The sequence below is a fragment of the Photobacterium aphoticum genome, from assembly GCF_001029435.1.
Taxonomy (GTDB): domain Bacteria; phylum Pseudomonadota; class Gammaproteobacteria; order Enterobacterales; family Vibrionaceae; genus Photobacterium; species Photobacterium aphoticum.
In genome coordinates, this window is the sequence record NZ_LDOV01000003.1 from 31,903 (window position 1) to 51,670 (window position 19,768).

At 47.5% G+C, this 19,768-nt stretch carries 20 protein-coding genes; 10 read left to right on the forward strand and 10 right to left on the reverse strand.

The window, feature by feature from the left end; genetic code table 11:
• The first annotated feature begins 185 nt into the window (after positions 1-185).
• The 3 genes from ABT58_RS01570 to ABT58_RS23335 all read left to right on the forward strand — a co-directional run bounded on the left by ABT58_RS01570 (position 186) and on the right by ABT58_RS23335 (position 2,182).
• Positions 186-1,100 carry a DMT family transporter gene (locus tag ABT58_RS01570; protein ID WP_189595449.1) on the forward strand — a complete coding sequence of 305 codons (915 nt, stop codon included), beginning with the start codon at positions 186-188 and terminating at the stop codon, positions 1,098-1,100.
• A 182-nt stretch (positions 1,101-1,282) separates the two neighbouring features.
• Complete coding sequence (locus ABT58_RS23915) at positions 1,283-1,459, forward strand: hypothetical protein (protein ID WP_156168804.1); 177 nt, start codon at positions 1,283-1,285, stop codon at positions 1,457-1,459.
• A 72-nt stretch (positions 1,460-1,531) separates the two neighbouring features.
• Positions 1,532-2,182, forward strand: a complete 651-nt coding sequence (locus ABT58_RS23335) for a hypothetical protein (protein ID WP_053062921.1) — start codon at positions 1,532-1,534, stop codon at positions 2,180-2,182.
• Positions 2,183-2,238: 56 nt separating this feature from the next.
• Here ABT58_RS23335 and ABT58_RS01580 read toward each other — a convergent pair whose 3' ends face one another.
• From ABT58_RS01580 to rsuA, 4 genes are all read right to left on the reverse strand, one after another.
• Positions 2,239-2,775 (reverse strand): outer membrane protein, encoded by a 537-nt coding sequence (locus ABT58_RS01580; protein WP_047872611.1) that lies wholly within the window; start codon positions 2,773-2,775, stop codon positions 2,239-2,241.
• Between the two features lie 259 nt (positions 2,776-3,034).
• A complete protein-coding gene (locus tag ABT58_RS01585) occupies positions 3,035-3,682 on the reverse strand; it encodes a DUF2913 family protein (RefSeq protein WP_047872612.1) in 648 nt (215 codons plus the stop codon).
• 8 nt (positions 3,683-3,690) lie between these two features.
• Positions 3,691-4,881, reverse strand: a complete 1,191-nt coding sequence (locus ABT58_RS01590; RefSeq protein ID WP_047872613.1) for a Bcr/CflA family multidrug efflux MFS transporter — start codon at positions 4,879-4,881, stop codon at positions 3,691-3,693.
• Positions 4,882-5,080: 199 nt separating this feature from the next.
• Positions 5,081-5,776, reverse strand: a complete 696-nt coding sequence (gene rsuA, locus ABT58_RS01595) for a 16S rRNA pseudouridine(516) synthase RsuA (RefSeq protein ID WP_047872614.1) — start codon at positions 5,774-5,776, stop codon at positions 5,081-5,083.
• Between the two features lie 311 nt (positions 5,777-6,087).
• Here rsuA and ABT58_RS01600 point away from each other — a divergent pair, with 311 nt between their 5' ends.
• Positions 6,088-6,582 (forward strand): GNAT family N-acetyltransferase, encoded by a 495-nt coding sequence (locus tag ABT58_RS01600; RefSeq protein WP_047872615.1) that lies wholly within the window; start codon positions 6,088-6,090, stop codon positions 6,580-6,582.
• Positions 6,583-6,759: 177 nt separating this feature from the next.
• The gene (gene radD, locus ABT58_RS01605; protein WP_047872616.1) at positions 6,760-8,511 is read left to right on the forward strand and encodes a DNA repair helicase RadD; all 1,752 of its coding nucleotides are present in this window, start codon (positions 6,760-6,762) and stop codon (positions 8,509-8,511) included.
• Between the two features lie 166 nt (positions 8,512-8,677).
• On the opposite strand, the gene ABT58_RS01610 is transcribed toward radD, so the two are convergent.
• Positions 8,678-9,013 carry a hypothetical protein gene (locus ABT58_RS01610; protein ID WP_047872617.1) on the reverse strand — a complete coding sequence of 112 codons (336 nt, stop codon included), beginning with the start codon at positions 9,011-9,013 and terminating at the stop codon, positions 8,678-8,680.
• Positions 9,014-9,408: 395 nt separating this feature from the next.
• Between ABT58_RS01610 and rplY the strand changes: the two genes are divergently transcribed.
• Positions 9,409-9,687: a 50S ribosomal protein L25 gene (rplY, locus tag ABT58_RS01615; protein WP_047872618.1), complete on the forward strand. Its 279-nt coding sequence runs from the start codon at positions 9,409-9,411 to the stop codon at positions 9,685-9,687.
• A gap of 95 nt (positions 9,688-9,782) precedes the next feature.
• Here the strand turns inward: rplY and ABT58_RS23630 are convergent, their stop codons facing one another.
• Positions 9,783-10,040, reverse strand: coding sequence for a DUF1289 domain-containing protein (locus tag ABT58_RS23630; RefSeq protein ID WP_082210909.1), 258 nt, complete (start codon positions 10,038-10,040; stop codon positions 9,783-9,785).
• A gap of 250 nt (positions 10,041-10,290) precedes the next feature.
• Between ABT58_RS23630 and ABT58_RS01620 the strand changes: the two genes are divergently transcribed.
• Positions 10,291-10,602: a hypothetical protein gene (locus ABT58_RS01620; RefSeq protein WP_047872619.1), complete on the forward strand. Its 312-nt coding sequence runs from the start codon at positions 10,291-10,293 to the stop codon at positions 10,600-10,602.
• Positions 10,603-10,717: 115 nt separating this feature from the next.
• Here ABT58_RS01620 and cobT read toward each other — a convergent pair whose 3' ends face one another.
• From cobT to ABT58_RS01635, 3 genes are read right to left on the reverse strand one after another with little or no spacing between them, the layout of a single operon-like run.
• Positions 10,718-11,758: a nicotinate-nucleotide--dimethylbenzimidazole phosphoribosyltransferase gene (cobT, locus tag ABT58_RS01625; protein WP_047872620.1), complete on the reverse strand. Its 1,041-nt coding sequence runs from the start codon at positions 11,756-11,758 to the stop codon at positions 10,718-10,720.
• A gap of 54 nt (positions 11,759-11,812) precedes the next feature.
• Positions 11,813-14,203, reverse strand: coding sequence for a DNA polymerase II (locus ABT58_RS01630; RefSeq protein WP_047872621.1), 2,391 nt, complete (start codon positions 14,201-14,203; stop codon positions 11,813-11,815).
• 25 nt (positions 14,204-14,228) lie between these two features.
• Positions 14,229-15,002: a hypothetical protein gene (locus tag ABT58_RS01635; protein ID WP_053062922.1), complete on the reverse strand. Its 774-nt coding sequence runs from the start codon at positions 15,000-15,002 to the stop codon at positions 14,229-14,231.
• Positions 15,003-15,584: 582 nt separating this feature from the next.
• On the opposite strand from ABT58_RS01635, the gene ABT58_RS01640 reads away from it, so the two are divergent.
• From ABT58_RS01640 to ABT58_RS01650, 3 genes are all read left to right on the forward strand, one after another.
• Complete coding sequence (locus tag ABT58_RS01640; RefSeq protein WP_158261716.1) at positions 15,585-17,045, forward strand: EAL domain-containing protein; 1,461 nt, start codon at positions 15,585-15,587, stop codon at positions 17,043-17,045.
• A gap of 112 nt (positions 17,046-17,157) precedes the next feature.
• Positions 17,158-17,724 carry an elongation factor P-like protein EfpL gene (gene efpL, locus ABT58_RS01645; RefSeq protein WP_047872623.1) on the forward strand — a complete coding sequence of 189 codons (567 nt, stop codon included), beginning with the start codon at positions 17,158-17,160 and terminating at the stop codon, positions 17,722-17,724.
• Positions 17,725-17,892: 168 nt separating this feature from the next.
• Positions 17,893-18,219, forward strand: coding sequence for an HI1450 family dsDNA-mimic protein (locus ABT58_RS01650; RefSeq protein WP_047872624.1), 327 nt, complete (start codon positions 17,893-17,895; stop codon positions 18,217-18,219).
• A 129-nt stretch (positions 18,220-18,348) separates the two neighbouring features.
• On the opposite strand, the gene emrD is transcribed toward ABT58_RS01650, so the two are convergent.
• Positions 18,349-19,575 carry a multidrug efflux MFS transporter EmrD gene (gene emrD / locus ABT58_RS01655; RefSeq protein ID WP_047872625.1) on the reverse strand — a complete coding sequence of 409 codons (1,227 nt, stop codon included), beginning with the start codon at positions 19,573-19,575 and terminating at the stop codon, positions 18,349-18,351.
• Positions 19,576-19,768 lie beyond the last annotated feature (193 nt).

A 19,768-nucleotide genomic window follows, 5' to 3' on the forward strand; every position in this document is an offset into this window, starting at 1 on the left:
AGGAAAAGCAAAAAGCAGGGGTGAGTCTGAAGGGACGAGAATCGAGCAAGAGCTGAAAAGCAGTGGTCCTGCAGGCAGAATAACCATTTGATAGGCAATATGGCGAATTAGACAACAAAGACTTAGATTGATGCTGGTGATTTACGCTATCATGACCGCTCTCTCATTTTGATCGACATTCTTTTATGCCTGCATTCTCTTTTTCACGGATCCCGGTCGGGGTTCGTTTTATGATCCTTTCGGCGTTTGGCTTCGCCGTTATGTCGGCTTGCGTTAAATACGTCAGTAATTACGGCATCCCTGTGTTTGAAATTGTCGCCGCCCGTGCGCTGGTATCGCTGATCATCAGCTATGCCGATGTGAAACGCAAAGGCATCTCGGTATGGGGTAACAATAAGCCCCTGCTATTCTTACGTGGCGCAGTGGGCACCATGTCACTCATGTGCGTGTATTACGCCGTCACCACCCTGCCATTGGCAGAAGCCACCATTTTGCAGTACGTGCATCCGGTATTCACCGCTCTATTGGGCGTATTATTCCTGAAAGAAACCGTGCAGAAATCGACCCTTATTTGTATCGCGTTCTGTCTCGCGGGCTTGTTTGTGATGGTACAGCCCAACATGCACAGCTCCATCAACAATGAACTACCGCTATTCAGTGTAATGATTGCTTTGTGTGGTGCCTTCGGCAGCTCTATCGCTTACGTGATTGTGCGCAAACTGAGCCAAACCGAAGACAGCTCGGTGATCATTTTTTACTTCCCATTGGTTGCCCTGCCCGTCTCATCCCTGCTAATTTGGGATAACTTTGTATGGCCAAGCCTATTCCTGACGCTCATGCTTATCATGGTGGGGATCTTTACCCAAATTGGCCAATACGGCCTGACCAAAGCCATGCAGACCCAAGCGGCCGGTAAAGCCTCTGCCTATTCTTACGTGCAAATCGTTTTCTCTGCCCTACTTGGTGTGTGGGTGTTCAATGAAATCCCATCGATTTGGACTTACATGGGCGGCAGTTTGATTATCACGGGTGCATTGATCAATGTGCTGGGCGTGAAGATATTGGCACCGTTTAAAAAAACATCAAAAACAAACACTTAAATATAACCAATTCAGTATTCACCTGAAAGTAACTTGTTTTTCTAGAACCTTATTAACGTTTAAAAAGGACGATTAATAAGTAGACATAGCTAGTTGACAACGCTATATTGGACTAAGGAACAATATTGACTTTGTTCTTTCGTCGTGTATTATTTGCGACCTAATTTTCATGGAGGTGAGTGGTGTCAAACCAAACAAAGCGTATTGGCTTATCAGAAAAGCAACGCAAAGATGCCATCAATCGTTCCCTTTCGGGGTTACAGATTGGTTCACGCTCCCTGACTCGCTCAGGTAAAAAGCGATCTGCTGTAATAGAACGATTCAGCATAGCATTTACTAATGCAGCCAAAGCCGAGTAAACACAATAGAAAAATTCAAGTATAATAGCGCCTGATCATAAGATCAGGCGCTTTTTTATTAGGGGATTTTTCGTGACAAAACGTTGGGTTTTTCAAGAATTAGTCAAAAATCAGGAAAACGGCAATCTCGATGTAATTGGATACGTTGCTTATGCTTTGTATAAAGCTAAAAAAGATGCCCTAGCGACATCCTTGCGTAAACAAAACAAAGGGGAAGAAGAAATTGAACGCCGTCTTCGAGAATTCCATGAAAATACGGTTATAAATACCCAAGAATGTGCTGAATTACGAACACGTGCAGAGCAAGTCATTGGCGAATCAATCCAAATTGCAATTGACGACATAGAAAAAATCCTAAAACAGCAACTTGAAGATGCCAAATCTGAATTGATTTCAGAATTTGATAAGAAGAAAAAAGACCTTGATAAAGATCGCGAAAAATTTGAAAAAGAAAAAAGAACGCTAAGTACTAAAATTCGTAAAGAAGAAACTAATAAACTCAGTTTAGCCGCAAAAAGTATAGCTCAGCCAAATCGACTCCATCGAAGTGCCATATGGCTCTGGAATGGATTTTCAGGCCTCATCGCGACAATTTTGACGGGTATATTGATTTATGGAGTTCTTGTTTATTTTGGCAACAATGAAACAAAACAGTCAGTACTCATTAATGCATTACAGTGGCTTGTAAACTCTCTTACAAACAATCCATTACCTAGTGCTTAACTATTATCAATAAAATCTGCTACCAGCGTAGCAGATTTATTTTTCCCGCAAATAGTTTAAAAATTATAACGCACACCCACGGTAACGCCTTGGACAGACACTTTCACGTCATCAAAGTCAGCGGCGCGGTAGCGGTAGCCAATGCCCACATCCACGTGGTTAAACATGTAACCCACTTCTACACCCGCTTGGTAGGTGAATTTCGAATCTGAACCAGATTGGCTAAACACTTTAGCTTCGCCGTTCATTGTACCGGCACCAAAAATGAAGGCACTGTAAAGGTTGTTGTTTGGTGCGGTGAATTTTGGACGGAAGTTAACGTAGTACGCATCGCCATCGACACTTACGCCTTTCACAAATTCAGCTTGGCCAAAGTTTTGGTATTCCAGCTCTACGCCCAAATCTACGTTTGGCGTCATCGTGAAACTGTAACCGCCGTAGACGTTGAAGCCCAGATCGTTACTCTCATCAATGGACGCCGACTCTTTTAACTGGGTTTGGTTACCCAGCGCTAAATCAGCACCAGCATAAAAGTTGTCGCCAGCGAAGGCACAGTTGCTAAAAAGAAGGGAGATGAGAAGAAGCTTTTTCATTTTTGAAACCATATGTACTGCAAAAGCGCACATACTAAGACTTTTATGCTCATAAATTTGTGATCGAGATCTCCCTTTACTGTATGCAATACTCAACCCTCTCTTTGAAATCAGTGAAATAACATAACAAATGCACTATCCGTTCTAACTCTTTCACTTAGCGACCTTATAGGTTCACTGTTGTACCGCCGCCAAAAGCCAGACACAAAAAAGCGGGCTTCTCAGCCCGCTTCTTACATCGATTGCTTATCCACTCCGCTTACGCAGCAGGGATTTCCGGCAAGTGTGTACCCCCGTTATGTGGATACACAATATATTCACCGTGGTATTTCACGATAGATTTGTAGTCAGTCACTTTGTACAACAACATGCCCTGCTTATATGCTTCGGCCAGAATCTGCTTCACATCGCCACGTACAAACAATGACAGCGGTTTCACCAGCTCACCGTCTTCGGAAAAGGCCAGCTTGGCTTTCGCCGCACACACCACCAGCGAGGCTTGACCATCAGTATGGTGTGTCACTTTACGGTTTACTTCGTATTCCGTTGCCACGACCCAATCCGCCTGCTCTAACACATCGTACAATGCCACAAACTGCGCCTGTGTGACGGGGTTAGCTACCTCACCGTCACGAGGGATGCCCGCATACACACGTTGGATATCGAGGAACTGCTGCTTCATCTGAGCATGTTTACCCATACTACGCGCTTGTTTCTGCCAGCTCACCAAGGTGTCTGCCACACAGTGATCATAACGTTGTTGTTTGATCATTTTTGTCACCCAGGCATTGAGGAAATGGGTTTCACTCACTGGGTTTTTCGGTGTTTTGCCCGCTTGTTGTGACTCGGCCAATTCATTCAGACCGTCAGTCACTAACTTATAAATTTCTTGATAAAACGAAGCCATGTGTATCCTTAAGCATTACGCGACAACAACCAGTAGAATCCTGCTGACAACGTGGCACAGGTTGCCATGGTCAGGGCCATTGGCCATACGGTGGCATCCGGCATCATCGCCACCATCCCACCAATCACTGTACCGGTACCAAATCGCATGGTGCCCGCCAGTGATGACGCCGTGCCTGCCATGTGGGGATATTTACCCAGCAAGCAAGCCATAGTATTACTACCGATAATCGAAATCGTACCAACAAACAGCATGACAGGGATAACTACCCCCCACAAGCCTAAGTTAAACACTTGACCACAAACCAAGCCAACACCGGCGATAAACTGCACGGTCAGGCCGAATCTTAGCATCCAGTGTGAACCCATCTTTTTAACCAAACGGCCATTGATACTGGTCATCAAAATTAAGCAGACCACGTTCAGGCCAAACAGCAAACCGAAGTCTTCTGTGCTGACATGGTACAAATCAATATACACAAATGCGCCGACGGTCAGGAACGTGAACATACCCGCGAACGAAAAACCGCTACAGAAGATCAATCCCACCGCTTGCTTGCTGGTCAGCATTTTCACGTAATTGCGCAGGGTGGAACCTAAATGGAACGGCAAACGGCGTTCAACCGGTAAGGTCTCCGGGATTTTCATGGCCACAGCCACAATGATGATCATGGCAAAAACAGCCAGTACCCAGAAAATAGAGCGCCAACCGAACCAAATTGCCAAATAACCACCTAGCATCGGGGCGATTAGCGGGGCAACCGTCATTACCAGTGTGATAAACGACATCATGCGGGCAAACTCTTCCCGCTCGAACATGTCTCGCACCAAAGCCTGAATGATCACGGCCGCCGCTGCGCCTGCAAAGCCTTGGGCCGCACGTACCCACGTCAGCTCAACAATGCCCTGTGACATCGCACTGAACATCGCCGCGACAGCGAAGAGGAAGATCCCGACCAGCAAAATCGGTTTACGGCCATAGCTGTCTGCTAATGGGCCATGTAACAGCTGACCAATGGCAAAACCGGCAGTATAGGCGGTTAACGTGGTCTGCACTAAGCTAGGAGAAACAGCAAGATCGCGGGCAATGGTGGGCATCGCCGGCAGATACATATCGATAGCTAGCGGTGTTAAGGCACCAATAGCACCGAGGATCAGAATGAATGGCAAGCTCAGCGAAGGGCTGTCTTTTGTCGTCATAAATGCTCAGTCAGTGAGTAAAGTATCAAATTAGCCGTATTGTAATCGTTTTCAGCTGAATAGACTCTTTCTTAACAAGAAATACTCTATGTTTTGGTTTGAATGGACTATTTTAGACGTAAAAAAGGAGGGTCTCCCCTCCTTTTTGCTTTATCGTGGCGAAATCTTACATTTTCTGCCTGTGCTTGATCATCAAGCCTTAAGGCATGAATGCCGCGATTTCTTCTGCGGTTAGCTGACGGTATTCACCCGGCTCCAGCTCTTCGTCCAGCTCTACGCTGCCGATTTTCTCACGGTGCAAGGCCACAACCTTGTTACCCACCGCTGCGAACATACGTTTCACCTGATGGTATTTACCTTCAGAAATGGTGATCAATGCTTCGCGCTCGCCCAGAATTTCCAGTTTCGCCGGACGCGTTAGCTCTTTCTCACCGCGTAGCTGTACGCCTTCGGCAAAGTGAGCAATGGTCTCTTCCGGTAGTGGATCGGCCAGTTCAACGTAATACACTTTTTCACACACGTGACGTGGTGAAGTAATGCGGTGTGACCACTGACCATCGTCGGTCAACAGCACAAGACCGGTGGTGTCGCCATCCAAGCGGCCGGCAACGTGCATTTTCTCAGGGCTCACGATGTCCAGTAACACAAACACGGTCGGGTTATGATCATCCACATGTGAACACACAAAACCTTGCGGCTTATTTAGCATGTAGTAACGCGGGCCTTCAAAGCGCAATGGACGGCCATCGAACTCAACATCACAATCGTCTGTGATTTTCAGCGCAATGCTTTTGGTGATTTCGCCGTTAACTTCAATACGTTTGTCTTTTAGCACTTTCGCCGCTTCACGACGGGTAATGCCCAGTGTGGTACACAGGAATTTATCAAGCCTCATTACTGGCTCCAGATGGTACAAAAACGCCTATAATACCAACTTATCCGGCGAGTTCACATTCCCATTGTGGGTTTTGAACTAAAATTGAAGCACGTCGATAAGACAGGCGAGCTATGCGCATTGATGCAACTACCCGCCACATGATTGACCCGAAAGTTCCATGCAATTTTTCAGAATTTAACTAACCTCAAACTCTCGAACATTTTTTACTGTTTGCCGCCCTAAACAATGGACGGAATGCATGGTGATTTCGTATAAAAAGACAATCTTCCTTGCCTCTCGGTAAGGATGCTAACTGCAAAGGTCTCATTATGAATATCTCACTTGTTGCGCCAAGTCTCTCCTCAACGGATTTATTACTCAAGCTGGTCGAAGAACTGTTTGAGTATGAAGTACTTCCTCAGAAAAAAGAGCAGACACAACAGGCGATCCATCAATTACTCAGCAATCCTGAACTGGGCCAGGCCTGGTTGATCGAAGTCGAAGATGGTGGCGAAAAATCTATCGCTGGCCATATCATCATTAGCTACAGCTTCAGCTTGGAGCACGGTGGCCGCATTGGTCTGATCGATCAGTTCTACTTGAAGCCAGAGTGGCGTCAGCAAGGGATCGGTACCGACTTACTCCCACAAATTGAAAAACACCTCACCACCGCTGGCGGCCATGCGCTGTCTCTGGAAGTGAACATCGGTAACAAAGGCGCGCGTAATTTCTATGAAAAGCACGACTTTGTGCCTCGCCGTCAGTTCTGCATGATGACGAAAGTGTTGGCTCCGGAAGAGATGCCCTTAAACATCGCTTCTTGATAAACACGGGCGACACGTCGCACACGGTTTACACACCGTTCTACTGAATCTCCATCGCACCGCTTTCAATTTCGATTGATTGCGGTGCGACTTTTCTTATCCGCTTCTCCTCGCATCTCTTGCACGCAACCAGTACACTAGCCGCTGTTTTTCTTAGCACTGCGTCTGTACCGATTTATGTATACTCTTCGTCCCTATCAACAAGATAGCGTGAATGCCACACTCCACTATTTTCGTAAAAACAGTTCACCGGCCGTTCTGGCACTACCGACCGGTGCCGGTAAAAGTCTGGTTGTGGCTGAACTGGCGCGTATTGCCCGTGGCCGTGTGCTGGTACTGACGCACGTGAAAGAACTGGTTGAACAGAACCACAGCAAATATGAAAGCTATGGTCTGAAAGCCTCCATTTTCTCTGCCGGCTTAGGCCGCAAAGAAACGGATAAGCAGGTGGTGTTTGCCTCGGTGCAGTCGATGGCCAATAGCTTGGATCAGTTCACCAATGAATTCTCTTTACTGGTCATTGATGAATGCCACCGCGTACCCGACGATGAAAACAGTGCCTACCGCCGTGTGATCAGCCATTTGCAGACCATTAACCCGGGGATCAAAATCCTTGGTTTAACCGCAACGCCGTACCGCTTAGGTATGGGCTGGATTTACAAATACCACACCCGTGGACAGGTACGCACCGAGCAAGATCGCTTCTTCCGAGACTGCATTTTTGAGTTGCCAATCCGCTATCTGCTGGATGAAGGCTTCCTGACCGAGCCGAAAATGATGGACATGGCAGTACTGGGCTATGACTTCTCCAGCCTGAAACCCTCCGCCAATGGTCGCTATAAAGAAGCGGATCTCGATAGCGTGATTGAGCAATCCCAACGCGCCACCCCGATGATCATCGATCAGGTGATTGAGTACGCTAACGATCGACGCGGTGTGATGATCTTTGCCTCCACCGTGAACCATGCCAAAGAAATCATGGGTTATCTGGCCAATGAAAACGCGGCATTGGTGGTCGGTGATACGCCTCTGGATGAACGTGACCGCATCATTGAGGCGTTCAAACGTCAGGAAATCAAATATCTGGTCAACGTGTCGGTGCTGACAACCGGCTTTGATGCCCCGCATGTGGATCTGATTGCCATTTTACGCCCGACGGAATCGATCAGCTTGTACCAGCAAATTGTGGGCCGTGGCCTGCGCTTGTTTGAAGGCAAGAAAGATTGTTTGGTCTTGGAGTACGCAGGTAACTGTTATGACTTGTACCAGCCAGAAGTAGGCGACCCGAAGCCCAACAGCGACAGTGAAGTGATCATGGTGCCCTGCCCGGCTTGTGGCTTTAAGAACAGCTTCTGGGGCAAACTCGATCCTGCTGGCTTTTTGATTGAACACTATGGCCGCCGCTGTCAGGGTTACTTTGAAGATGACGAAACCGGCGAGCGTGAAGAATGTGGCTACCGCTTCCGCGCTAAATACTGCGAGGAATGCGGGGCAGATAATGATATCGCCGCCCGCCGTTGCCATCAGTGTGATGCGGTAATGGTGGATCCGGATAAAAAGCTGCGTGATGCATTAAAGCTGAAAGACGCGATGATCATGAACTGTACCGATTTTCGTTTAGAGCCGGGCAAAAACAAATTCGGTAAGCCGCAACTGAAAGTCACCTATATCAGTGATGAAGAGGCGGAGATCAGCGAAGTGTGGCCGCTATCGACCAAAACACAAAAAGCGGAGTTTCTGAAAAAGTTCATCAACCCGCACTTGGTGGATCGCCACCGTCCCTTTACGGACACCGCGCCAAGTAAAGTGGCGAATAATGAACACCGCTTGCGTCCGCCTGAAATCATTATCGCCCGTAAAAGTGGCCGATTCTGGGCGATCCGTGACAAGCTGTTTGATCTGGACCAATACCAGAAAAGCGACGCTTAATACCGAGCGGAAAATCAGACCGCTCATACTGAAAGCACAGGGCAAACAGATAACACAGATAGCAAAAAGCCAGTCATTCCCCCTCAGTAAACAAGAGGAACAGAGACTGGCTTTTCTGTATTCGATCAGCGGCCTGCTCTGCAGAGCAAATCTATTACTTACCTGCTTATTGCGCAAACGTACGGCTCGAGCCCTTATTGTTGAGATACTGCAAGGCAGCCTGACAATTTTGTCGGCGCTCTCGATCAACTTGCATCATTTCAGCCGCATCCATACTGCCGGCTTCGTAATTCAGTACGCTGTCTAACTCGGCTTGATAACGATTCAACTCACGGACAATACTTTTCTTATCGTATTCGTCCATCAGTGCACGAATGGTATTAAGCGTTAGGTCTGTCGATGAAGTGTCATGGCTGTCAAACATCGGCGTTGTTACCGCAATACTGTGTCGCACTTTTTCTTTCAGCGTCACAAAAGACGCATTCTCTGTCATAATTTCCATAATAATGCACCTATACGAATGTGAAGAATATAGGTTGAAATTACGTTAAAAATTTGATCCGGTACACTTTTTTCATCTTGACAGCATAGAAAGTGAGAGATTGTCCGCATTTTCTTATCCGTTACACGATTTCTGTGCTACGCAGTTTGGCCTCACCTCTCCTTTTTTGTCTCAACACTTCATGTCAACACACCATGAAAGACGCCGTTTGAGGGCGAGACTGTGAGTAATTTTAGCTATCTGGTGATTTATTAAGTGATTAAGCGAATTTAATCCGGTAAAGACTTGCCGCTAGTCAGGATCATTGGTAATATCCGCGCTCGATTTATGGCATCGGGTAAGGTCGCATTACCCGGTGTGTCATGGATCTTATTACTAACTTAAGAGTATTTAAGATGAAATTTGAAGCAGTACTACGTACTGACCTAGGTAAAGGTGCGAGCCGCCGCCTACGTCACGCAAACAAGTTCCCAGCAATCATCTACGGCGGCGAAGCTGCTCCGATCGCAATCGAACTAAACCACGATGACGTGATCAACCAGATGGACAAAGCTGCGTTCTACGAAGGTATCACTCTAGTGATCGACGGTCAGGAAATCCAGGTTAAGCCTCAGGACATCCAGCGTCACGCATTCAAGCCAAAAGTTGAGCACATGGACTTCAAACGCATCTAATTGCGGGTTCATACTCTTCTAAAAAAGCGCCCTTGTGGCGCTTTTTTTATACCTCTCGTTTGTGGTCTCATCCACATACGTTTTCTTCACTGAGCCTAAAACAGCGACTGCTGCGGATCATCCCCTTCTCCGTTTCGGTTATCTCCTTGCTCTGCCGCACGTTTTGCCCGCATTACCCGTAAATACCGCTGCTTACACAAACGGATCACATTGCGTTTTTGTTCATTCGTTAGTTGCTGCCAATGAAAGCGTTCCTCACGACTCCGAAAACAGCCTTTGCAATAACCGCGATTATTCGCTTGGCATATGCCCACACAGGGACTAGGGATCGGAAAAAAATCTAACTGCTCCACACCACTCCCCCCCTTTTGCATCCAACGGATAACTGCCTGATACAGCAAGTATAGCGGTATTTTCTGGTGTTAATTTTGCCGTGATATGAGCGCAAAATTGTTAATGCAATTTATCCATGTTAATAAACATGACAGTAACTGACTTGCCAATTAAACGATTTTTTTGCTAGTCTGTGATTGTTATCAGGATAAATAACGCAATATTTTGAATGCAGTCACTATTGTCTGCTATCTCAACTTGGAGGGAACCATGGATTTCTTTGTACCATCGGCAACAAGTCCACAGCAAGCTGAAGCCATTTTCAGCTCTATCGCGACGCACATTTCCGCCCCAGAACAAGCAAAGCGTGTCTATAAACTATCATGGCAACATGAGGGTGAAGTTTGCACCTGCGAAATTGGCCAGCCTCTGCCTGATGTTTTCCGTGTCGATGAGACCGTACTCGCCATTTTTGATTGTGGGGATGAGTACCAAATTTGTACCCCGAACCGTGGGGCCATCAAGTTTGAACCGGTCCATGCATCCAAGTCTACCGTGACGGATGTGCAATTCTTCAATTGATCATTGCCGATCAATCAAGATCAAAAAAACCCGCATGATGCGGGTTTTTCTTTTTATGACTCAACAATGATCACTAGCACGATTAATACGTGGATCATTTCTGTTTTCTATGGCGTTATACCGTCACGCCTGCTTCTGCAAAGCTGGCCATGTTGTTATAAAACTCAGCCGCCGCACGCACTAATGGCACCGCCAAGACCGCCCCCGTCCCTTCACCCAGACGCAGTGACAAATCCAGCAGTGGCGAAGCATCAAGTAAAGACAATGCCAGACGGTGACCTGACTCGTGAGATTGATGCGCAAAAATCAGGTAATCACGACATCCCAGATTAATGCGGGTCGCTAACAAAGCCGCCACTGTCACGATAAAGCCATCCACCAGCACCGGTGTTTGTTTCTCGGCGGCGCCCAAGAATGCCCCGACCATCTGTACAATTTCAAAGCCCCCCACTTCTGCCAAGGCGTTAAGAGGATCATGAGAGCCACAACGGGCCACACCTTTTTCGACGAGTGCCGTTTTCAGTGCCAATTGCTCTGATGAAATACCGGTACCCAAACCCACACACGCTGCAGCCGGTTCACCGGAAACCGCCGCTAACAAGGCAGCCGCACTACTGGTATTCCCGATCCCCATTTCACCGAACATCACCAAATTACTGCCATCATCAATCACACGCTGCACACATGCTTTACCCAACGCAATACCTTCTGTCACTTGCGCTTGCGTCATGGCTGGCTGCTGTGCGAAGTTGGCTGTGCGCTCGCCTAAACGCTGTGACACCAATTCTGAAGAAGTGCTTTCAACGGGATACAAAATACCGCAATCAATCACCTGCAACGCCACATCATTTACACGGCAAAAACTGTTAATGGCCGCGCCACCCATCAAAAAGTTCAGCACCATCTGCTGAGTCACAGCGCTAGGCGCAATGCTGACGCCTTCATCGGCAATGCCGTGATCACCGGCAAAAATGAGCAAGCTTGGCTGAGACAGCGTAATAGCCTCCACCGCCTGAGCTTTGCCCTGGCTCTGGATCATCGCGAGCTGAAAGGCGATATCTTCCAATTGACCAAGCGCGCCTACCGGCTTGGTTTTTTGATCAATGCGTTGTTGAATCGCATCGGCGTACTGGGTATTTAATGGGGTATTCGACATACTGATTCCTTGGCTGATTTGCTTATTATGTTGTTATATATCGTCCGACCGAGTTTAGAACAAGCCGAGTTGAGGCGCCGTCATGGCATCAAACGACAAACCAATAAACGGCAGGATCCCATCGGCGACTGGCCGCAGTTGTTTGTCCACGTAGTGATCGTAATCAATCGGGCTCTGCTGTGCTTCAATCGGCTCGGGGCCATTAACGGTGATCACGTATTCAATCCATCCGCCGTTCTGGTACTGCAACGGACGGCCCATGCGTGCATTTTGTTCATCCGCCATGCGCGCAGCTCGCACATGCGGTGGCACATTCTTCTGGTATTCAGATAAGTGACGGCGTAACCGCTTACGATACACCAGTTCACTGTCGTACTCGCCCGCACGGGTAGCTTGCGCGTAATCACGCACGTATTCGTCCACATCCAAATCGTGAAACACACGGTGATACAAGGCTTGCTGGAACGTTTGAGCCAACGGGGTCCAATCGGTACGGACGGTTTCCAAGCCTTTGTAGACCATCTTTTCTTGCTCCCCTTGTCGAATCAAGCCCGCATAACGTTTCTTGCTACCCGTCTCTTGCCCGCGAATCGTCGGCATCAGGAATTTGCAGTAATGGGTCTCATATTCCAGCTCTAAAGCGGATTCTACGCTGTACGTCTCACGCAAATGATCGGCCCACCACTGGTTAATGTACGCCACCAGCTGCTGACCAATGGCATCTGCGTCCTCTGATGTCTTTTCGCTATTTAATGACACAAAGGTGGAGTCCGTATCGCCATAAATCACTTCATAGCCTTTGCGCTCAATCAGCTCACGGGTGGTCTTCATGATCTCATGACCCCGCATGGTGATCGATGACGCCAAGCGATGATCAAAGAAGCGACAACCAGAGGATCCTAGTACGCCATAAAACGAGTTCATGATGATCTTAATGGCTTGTGAGAACGCTTTCTCGCCATCACGTTTAGCTTGATCACGCGCCGCCCATAAGTCTTCGATCATTTTAGGCAAGAAATGGCGCTGACGGTGGAAACGCCCGCCACGGAAACCGGCAATGGCTTGCTCGTCACCCTTCCCTTCTTCCAGTAATAGGCCTTCTACCAAACCCAGCGGATCAATCCGGAAAGTACGAATAATGGAGGGATACAGGGATTTGAAATCGAGCACCAATACCGATTGATAGAGACCAGGCTTAGAGTCCATCACGTAACCGCCAGGGCTGGCAATCCAGTTATCACTGTCTAAACTCGGTGCCACGTAGCCGGCACGGTGCAACTGCGGCAGATACAGATTCGTGAACGCAGCGACAGAGCCCCCGATACGATCCAATTCCACACCGGTCAAACAACAACGCTCAATAGCGAAATCCAGCAAGTGGGTATGGGCAAAAATGCGCGTCACGAGTTTGCAGTCTTGCAGGTTGTAGGTCGCCAGTGCCACTTTGTCTTCGCGGAACATCTGGTTAATTTCCGCCATACGATCATGGACATTGTGGACCAACTTCCCTTCGCCCAATAATTCCTGTGCCACCGACTCCAATGACCACGAGCGAAAGTTATACGTCGCGGTTTTTAAGGTATCAATACCGTCCATGACCACGCGTCCCGGCACGGTAATAAAACCTTGGTTGGCATTTTGAGAGGACTGACGCCAATGTGGCGGTTGCTTACCACGCCCTAAACGTAAGGTAATGGCATTCCATTCCGCCCGTTTAAGCAACAGACGGAAGTCGAAATCAATCACGTTCCAGCCAATGACGATATCCGGATCAAAGGCGATGAACCATTCTTCCAACGCCAGTAACAGCGCTTTCTCTGACTCCACCCATCGGATCCAATCAAGGGCGGCTTGCTCCGGTGTCGGCTCTCCCACCATGATCACCCGGCTATCACGCTCACTGTGCAGACCAATGGAATACAGAATGCCTTTTTCAGAACACTCGATATCCAATGACACCATAGAGAGTGTCGGCTTGTAGTCCGCCGCTTTGGCTTTCACACCACTGTAATCATCGTAACCGGCACGGGACTGATGCTGGCCGGTAAAGGCAATGCCGCCTTTAATGAAGCGCTCCATTAAATAGCGATCGGTCAGGCGAATATCCGCTTCAAACACCTCAATACCCAGAGGTGTCAACAGCGTAGATACCTGCAAGCTGTCCCGAATAGAGGTGCAATAACAAGCAGACATCGGATCATGCTGAAAGTTTTTCAGTGGCAGAGGTTTCCAGGTCACCACTAACCCGGCCTGATGTAAGGCTTGCTGTGCGGCCTGTTGATCCTGCTGGCGAATAAAGCACACCGGCTTCTCATCTTGCACCACCAAGCGTGCCGGCCCTTGCGGTGTGCTGACCCACAATACGATTTCCGTACGACCACGGACATCACGAGATTGTCTCGTTAACACGAAACCTTGAGCTTGAGTTTGCGCTTGCGTTAGCAACTTGACCTCTCAGTAACCGGTGGCGTTAGCCAATCTTACGGTCAATTTTATCAAATTCGGTCACTATCCAACGGCCGAAGTCATTAATCATGAATAATACGGCTTTCTTTGGCACTTGTTGTCCTGATACCAATAAGAATAACCGTTCAATTTGCAGCGCTTTGTCTGGGTAATATTGCAAGAAACGCTCTGCTGCCTCTTCCCTGTCCCAAACCATGTGCCGATCACGATGGAACACCAAGGCATGGGCACTCCAAATCATTTTCTTCGCAATCTCTCGGCAGTAGGTCAAATAATGCGGCAACACCTGTGTTTTCATGATGCGCTGACGATAGGTTTCTAGCTGCGTAGCAATATCACCATTAAAGGCACGGGCGATATCCCAACTGGCTTCAAAGCGGCCAAAGCGAGAAGACAAATCATCCCCATACACACAGCAACACCCGTGTTTGAACCAGACCCCCCAGTAGAAAATGCCTTCCAGAGAGGTCGCCGTCTGTTTGGTTACCCATTGCACATCTACATGCGGGAAAAAGCGTTGCTGCTGTTCGGCACGTCGCGCAATCGCTTGCAGCATTGATGTTTCAGACGGGGTTAAATCACGGCTGGCCACCAGCGTAATATTCAGATCAGACTGGCCTGCGACAGCACAACCCCGCGCCACACTGCCGGCGATATACAGGCTGTGGACGGCCGAACCCAATCCGACGATAAATTGATGCAGGATCCCCCGTACGATGGCCGCCGTTTGCGGTTGTTGGGAAGATTGATTGATGAGCACTGGTAAAGCCGATGTCACATTGTTGCCTTGTTATTGTTTGAATCAGGGTGATTATACCCAACCGTTGCCGGAGCACTATCGAAACTGTGCTAAAGAACTAGAGCTAAAGCCAAAGACCAAAAACCAAGAACACAAAACAAGAACCAAGAACCAAGAACCGGACGGTATCTGACGATCATCCATTACCTATCTCGTATCTCGGACGACAGCTCAACCACTTCTACGTCAAATAGTCTTGAAGGCAAATGCCATTCCTGCGTCTATTTTCCTTAATTTGATTTTGCGAAGAATGCGCTCAACTCACGCTGAATCCTGCATATTGAGGTAGCTTGGGTATATTAAGATGAATAAATACATCCATTTTATTCATCATTCAGACTAATCCACCCGAAATAGCAATTTCAAGCTCGTATCAAAAACAGAAAATACTCTTTTTATTTTGATCGGCCATTCATTCATTTTATTTATGTTTATCCATATCAAAACACATCAATTTGCTATATAGTGCCGCCCATTCTGACCGGCGTAACCACTGCAATGACGAAAAAGAACACCTATTTTATATTCATGCTAACATTCCTTTTTGGATGTGTAACATTATTGTTTTATTTTGAAGGTTTAGCCAAAAAAGAGTCAGAATCGACCGCCGATGAATTATTCTCAATAATAGAAACCCACTTCCTTGAGTTGGACAGTCGCTTAGCCACCATTGATCGCTTATACCCGGTTTGTAGCGATGAAAGTATTAAAGCGCTCGAAGCCATGACGTTTAATTCCAGTTTAACGGAAGAGATCAGTGTGATTAAAAATCACCACTTTATTTGTGGCGATCGTCTTTTTTCCGCTGACAATATTGTCATGAATACCGAACACCGCAATCAATTACAGCCAGAGTCACAGTATGTTATGTACCGTGCAGTGAGTCAGCGGCGCCAGATTGAAGGCATCTTCTTTATGATCCGTCATGGTGAGACCTGGTATCGCATGTTGTTAGAGTCTCGCTACCTTGATTTCTGGTTCCGGGGCATTGGTCAGCACCGTACTATCTTCTCGATGGTCACCAATACAGATGGTGCGCTGCTTAGCCGTAGCCATCCATTAGACGATAATGAAAAGATATATTATCAAACCACGATTACCTCTCCTCGCTTTCCTTACGCGGTGACAACCGGCTATACGCGAGAAATGTTGGTAGATCTTGCCCTGAATGTTTTACCGTTCAGCTTATTTATCATTACCATCTGTTCATTATTATTTACGTCATTATTGAATCATTATTTTACGTGGCGTGATTCATTATTAGCTGAAATTAAACGCGGGATTGAACAAGAAGAATTTTGCGCCTATTACCAACCGATTGTCGATGCGGCGTCGGGTATTTGGATGGGAGCAGAATTGTTACTGCGTTGGCGTCACCCGGTGCGTAATATTGTTTCACCACTAGAATTTATTCATGCAGCCGAACAATCCGGCCAAATTAACGATATTACTTTACAATTAATAGAACGCGCAGCCGCTCAAAAAATGGAAGTGATGGCATTAGGGAAACCTTTTTACCTGTCCATCAATGTGACCGCTTCCATGATTGCAAACGCGAACTTTGTGAATGCTGTCAGCTGTTTGATTAAGCAGTATCCGGTGCTCTCCCACGGTATCGTGATGGAGTTTTCCGAGCGTGACAATTTCTCAAACACGGATATCCCTTCATTACTGTCTGGTATGCAGCAGTTACGAGACTTGGGGATCCGCTGGGCATTAGATGATTTCGGCACCGGATACGCCGGCTTGTCGACGCTACAAGCACTGAGCTTTGATATCCTAAAAATTGACCGCTCATTTGTGGCCGCTTCCGTCACGGACTCGGTGACGCAATCCATTTTAGGCAACATGGCGGAAATGGGGCATCGCCTTGACTGTTCTTTAGTCGCTGAAGGGGTGGAAAATAGCGCCCAAGCCCAGCAAGTGCTCGACTTAGATATCGACTACTGCCAAGGCTTTTATTACGCAAAACCAATGCCTTACAGCCGATTCGTCGCGAAATTTAAAATCTACTCTGCATAAGCGGAAAACAGTGACATAAACTGTAAAACAAAGTGATGATTAACGGCATTTTCGGTTGTATAATCCGCCCTCTTTAAAGTAAGACGCTTTATTAACGCAATAGGTAATCAACATGCCAAAAGCAAGTGATATTAAAAAAGGTTTTGCCATTGTTAGCGAAGGCAAAACGCTACTAGTAAAAGACATCGAAGTAACGACTCCTGGCGGCCGTGGCGGCGCGAAAATCTACAAGATGCGTTGTACTGACATCGCAACAGGTGCACGTGTTGACGAGCGTCTGAAGTCTGACGACGTTGTAGAAACAGTAGATATGACTAAGCGTCCAGTCGCGTACTCTTACGCTGACGGCGAAAACATCATCTTCATGGACACTGAAAACTACGATCAGCACACGTTCAACGATTCTGACATCGAAGACGAAATGCTATTCATCACTGAAGACACTCAAGGTCTACACGTGATCCTAGTTGACGGTAAAGTGGTTGGCCTAGAGCTACCATCAACGGTTGAGCTAACTATCGTTGAAACTGATCCATCAATCAAAGGTGCTTCAGCGTCTGCGCGTACTAAGCCAGCTCGTCTATCTACAGGTCTAGTGGTTCAGGTTCCTGAATACATTTCTCCTGAAGACCGCATCGTGGTTAACACTGCTGAGCGTAAATACTCAAGCCGTGCTTAATCGCTAACGCGATCCCGTCTGGCTGAGGCGTTCTCAGCCAGACAATCCTCTTCTCTTCCCCAAAATACTGCCACAAACACCCAACACTTCCCCTGCTTTCCTCCACTTGGTATTCCCCTTTTCTCTCGTTATACTGTCCGCTTACTCAACCAGAGATAGAAAGCGTTCATGGATACACCAAACCTAATTTCATACGACGACGTTATTGACGCGGCTTACGACATTTTTCTAGAAATGGCTTCTGATAACTTGGAGCAAGCAGATGTGCTGCTGTTCACGTTGCAGTTTGATGACCGTGGCGCGGCTGAGCTCGTCGAAACAAAAGATGACTGGGCTGAGCATGTTGGCTTTGATGTCGACAAAGAAGTGTACGCCGAAGTGCGCATTGGCCTGGTCAATGAAGAAAGTGATGAGCTGGATGACGTGTTTGCTCGCCTGCTGATCAGCCGTGACCCAGAGAACAAGTTCTGCCACATCCTTTGGAAACGTGATTAATTTTACGTTTTAACGGACACAAAAAAGCGGCGTCAATCTGCATTGACGCCGCTTTTTTTATATTCAATCGTTCTATTTAGTCATTGAGTCAGCAAATAGCAATGATCACAAAGATCATCGCAAAATCGCTTATTGCATAACTGCGTGGCTTTCCTGATGCTCGCTACGACGCACCCAGAACATGCTGACCACAACCAAAATAGCCATCACGGTCATTACCGCACCCAGGCTGTACTGATCTTCTGCACGCATCATCGATGCCGCCAATGTTGCAATACCGGCACCCAAGTTTTGTAAGCCACCCAAAATCGCACCCGCCGTACCCGCATGGTGTGGGAAAGGCTGAATGGCGGCGGTGGTTGCCGCTGGGAACAAGACACCCGCGCCAATAAAGTAGATGAATGCACCACCGATCAGCGTATTCACTGTGACTAAACCTGCCATGCCCGGGATCAGAATGGTTACCGCACCGGCAATAATTGCCAGCATACCGGCATACATTGCGCGCGTGTTACCCCAACGCTTGGCAATAGCAGACGACAACCATGCACCGGCCATGTAACCCGGCAATGGCAATACGAACAGCAAGCTCACGGTTTTCGGATCTAACTTCAGCACACTGCCCAGCAATACGCCCGCTGCCGCTTCAAATACCGCAATACCGGCAAATGTTGCAATCAAACACAATACGTAGCCCTGAAAACGACGGTTACCCAGCACGTAACGGTAGCTCACCATTACACGCTCATGACGGCGTTTTTCCACGGGCAAGGTTTCTGTGAACCAAAACAGCATGGCCAATGTCACCACCACACCAAATACCAATAGGAAAACATAGCTCGCTTGCCATGCAAACACGGTAGACAGGTAGCCACCTAATACCGGTGCCAGCAACGGCGAGAAAATCACGCCCATGCTCACCAAGCTGTTTGCACGGTGCAATTCTGGGCCATCATAACAGTCACGGGTTACGGTACGGCTCATTGCCCCGCTACAACCGGTACCCATACCCTGTACAAAACTCGCCATCAGGAACCATTCAAAGCTTGGTGCGAACAATGCGACAATCGCACCAACCAGATAGATGCTCATACCTATCATGATGACCGGACGACGACCGATGCGATCTGACAATGGGCCATAAATAAACTGCGACAAGCCATAAGGGATCAAGTAAGCCGCCATCACTGCCTGCAGGTAAGAAGACTTCACTGAAAAGAACTCTGACATAGCAGGAATAGAAGGCACATACATGGTTTGCGTCATTTGACCGACCGCAACCAGTACAATAATTAGAAATAACAGCCGAGCCATGCTAGTCGAAGATGATTGCTGATCCACAACCGGTTTCCTCATCACAGAATATTATGTTGTTTAGGGGGCGATTTTTTGAAAAATTCGCATTAATTCAGAATAAAGCTCTGCGATTGAATTGCATGTCAAATTTTATGATTGGAATTTAACAGTAGATTAGCATCAACAGCTGCCTTGTTCGCGCAGATAGTAATGCGCAACCCTTTTATCGGCAACCATTTAGCGTGATTTACAG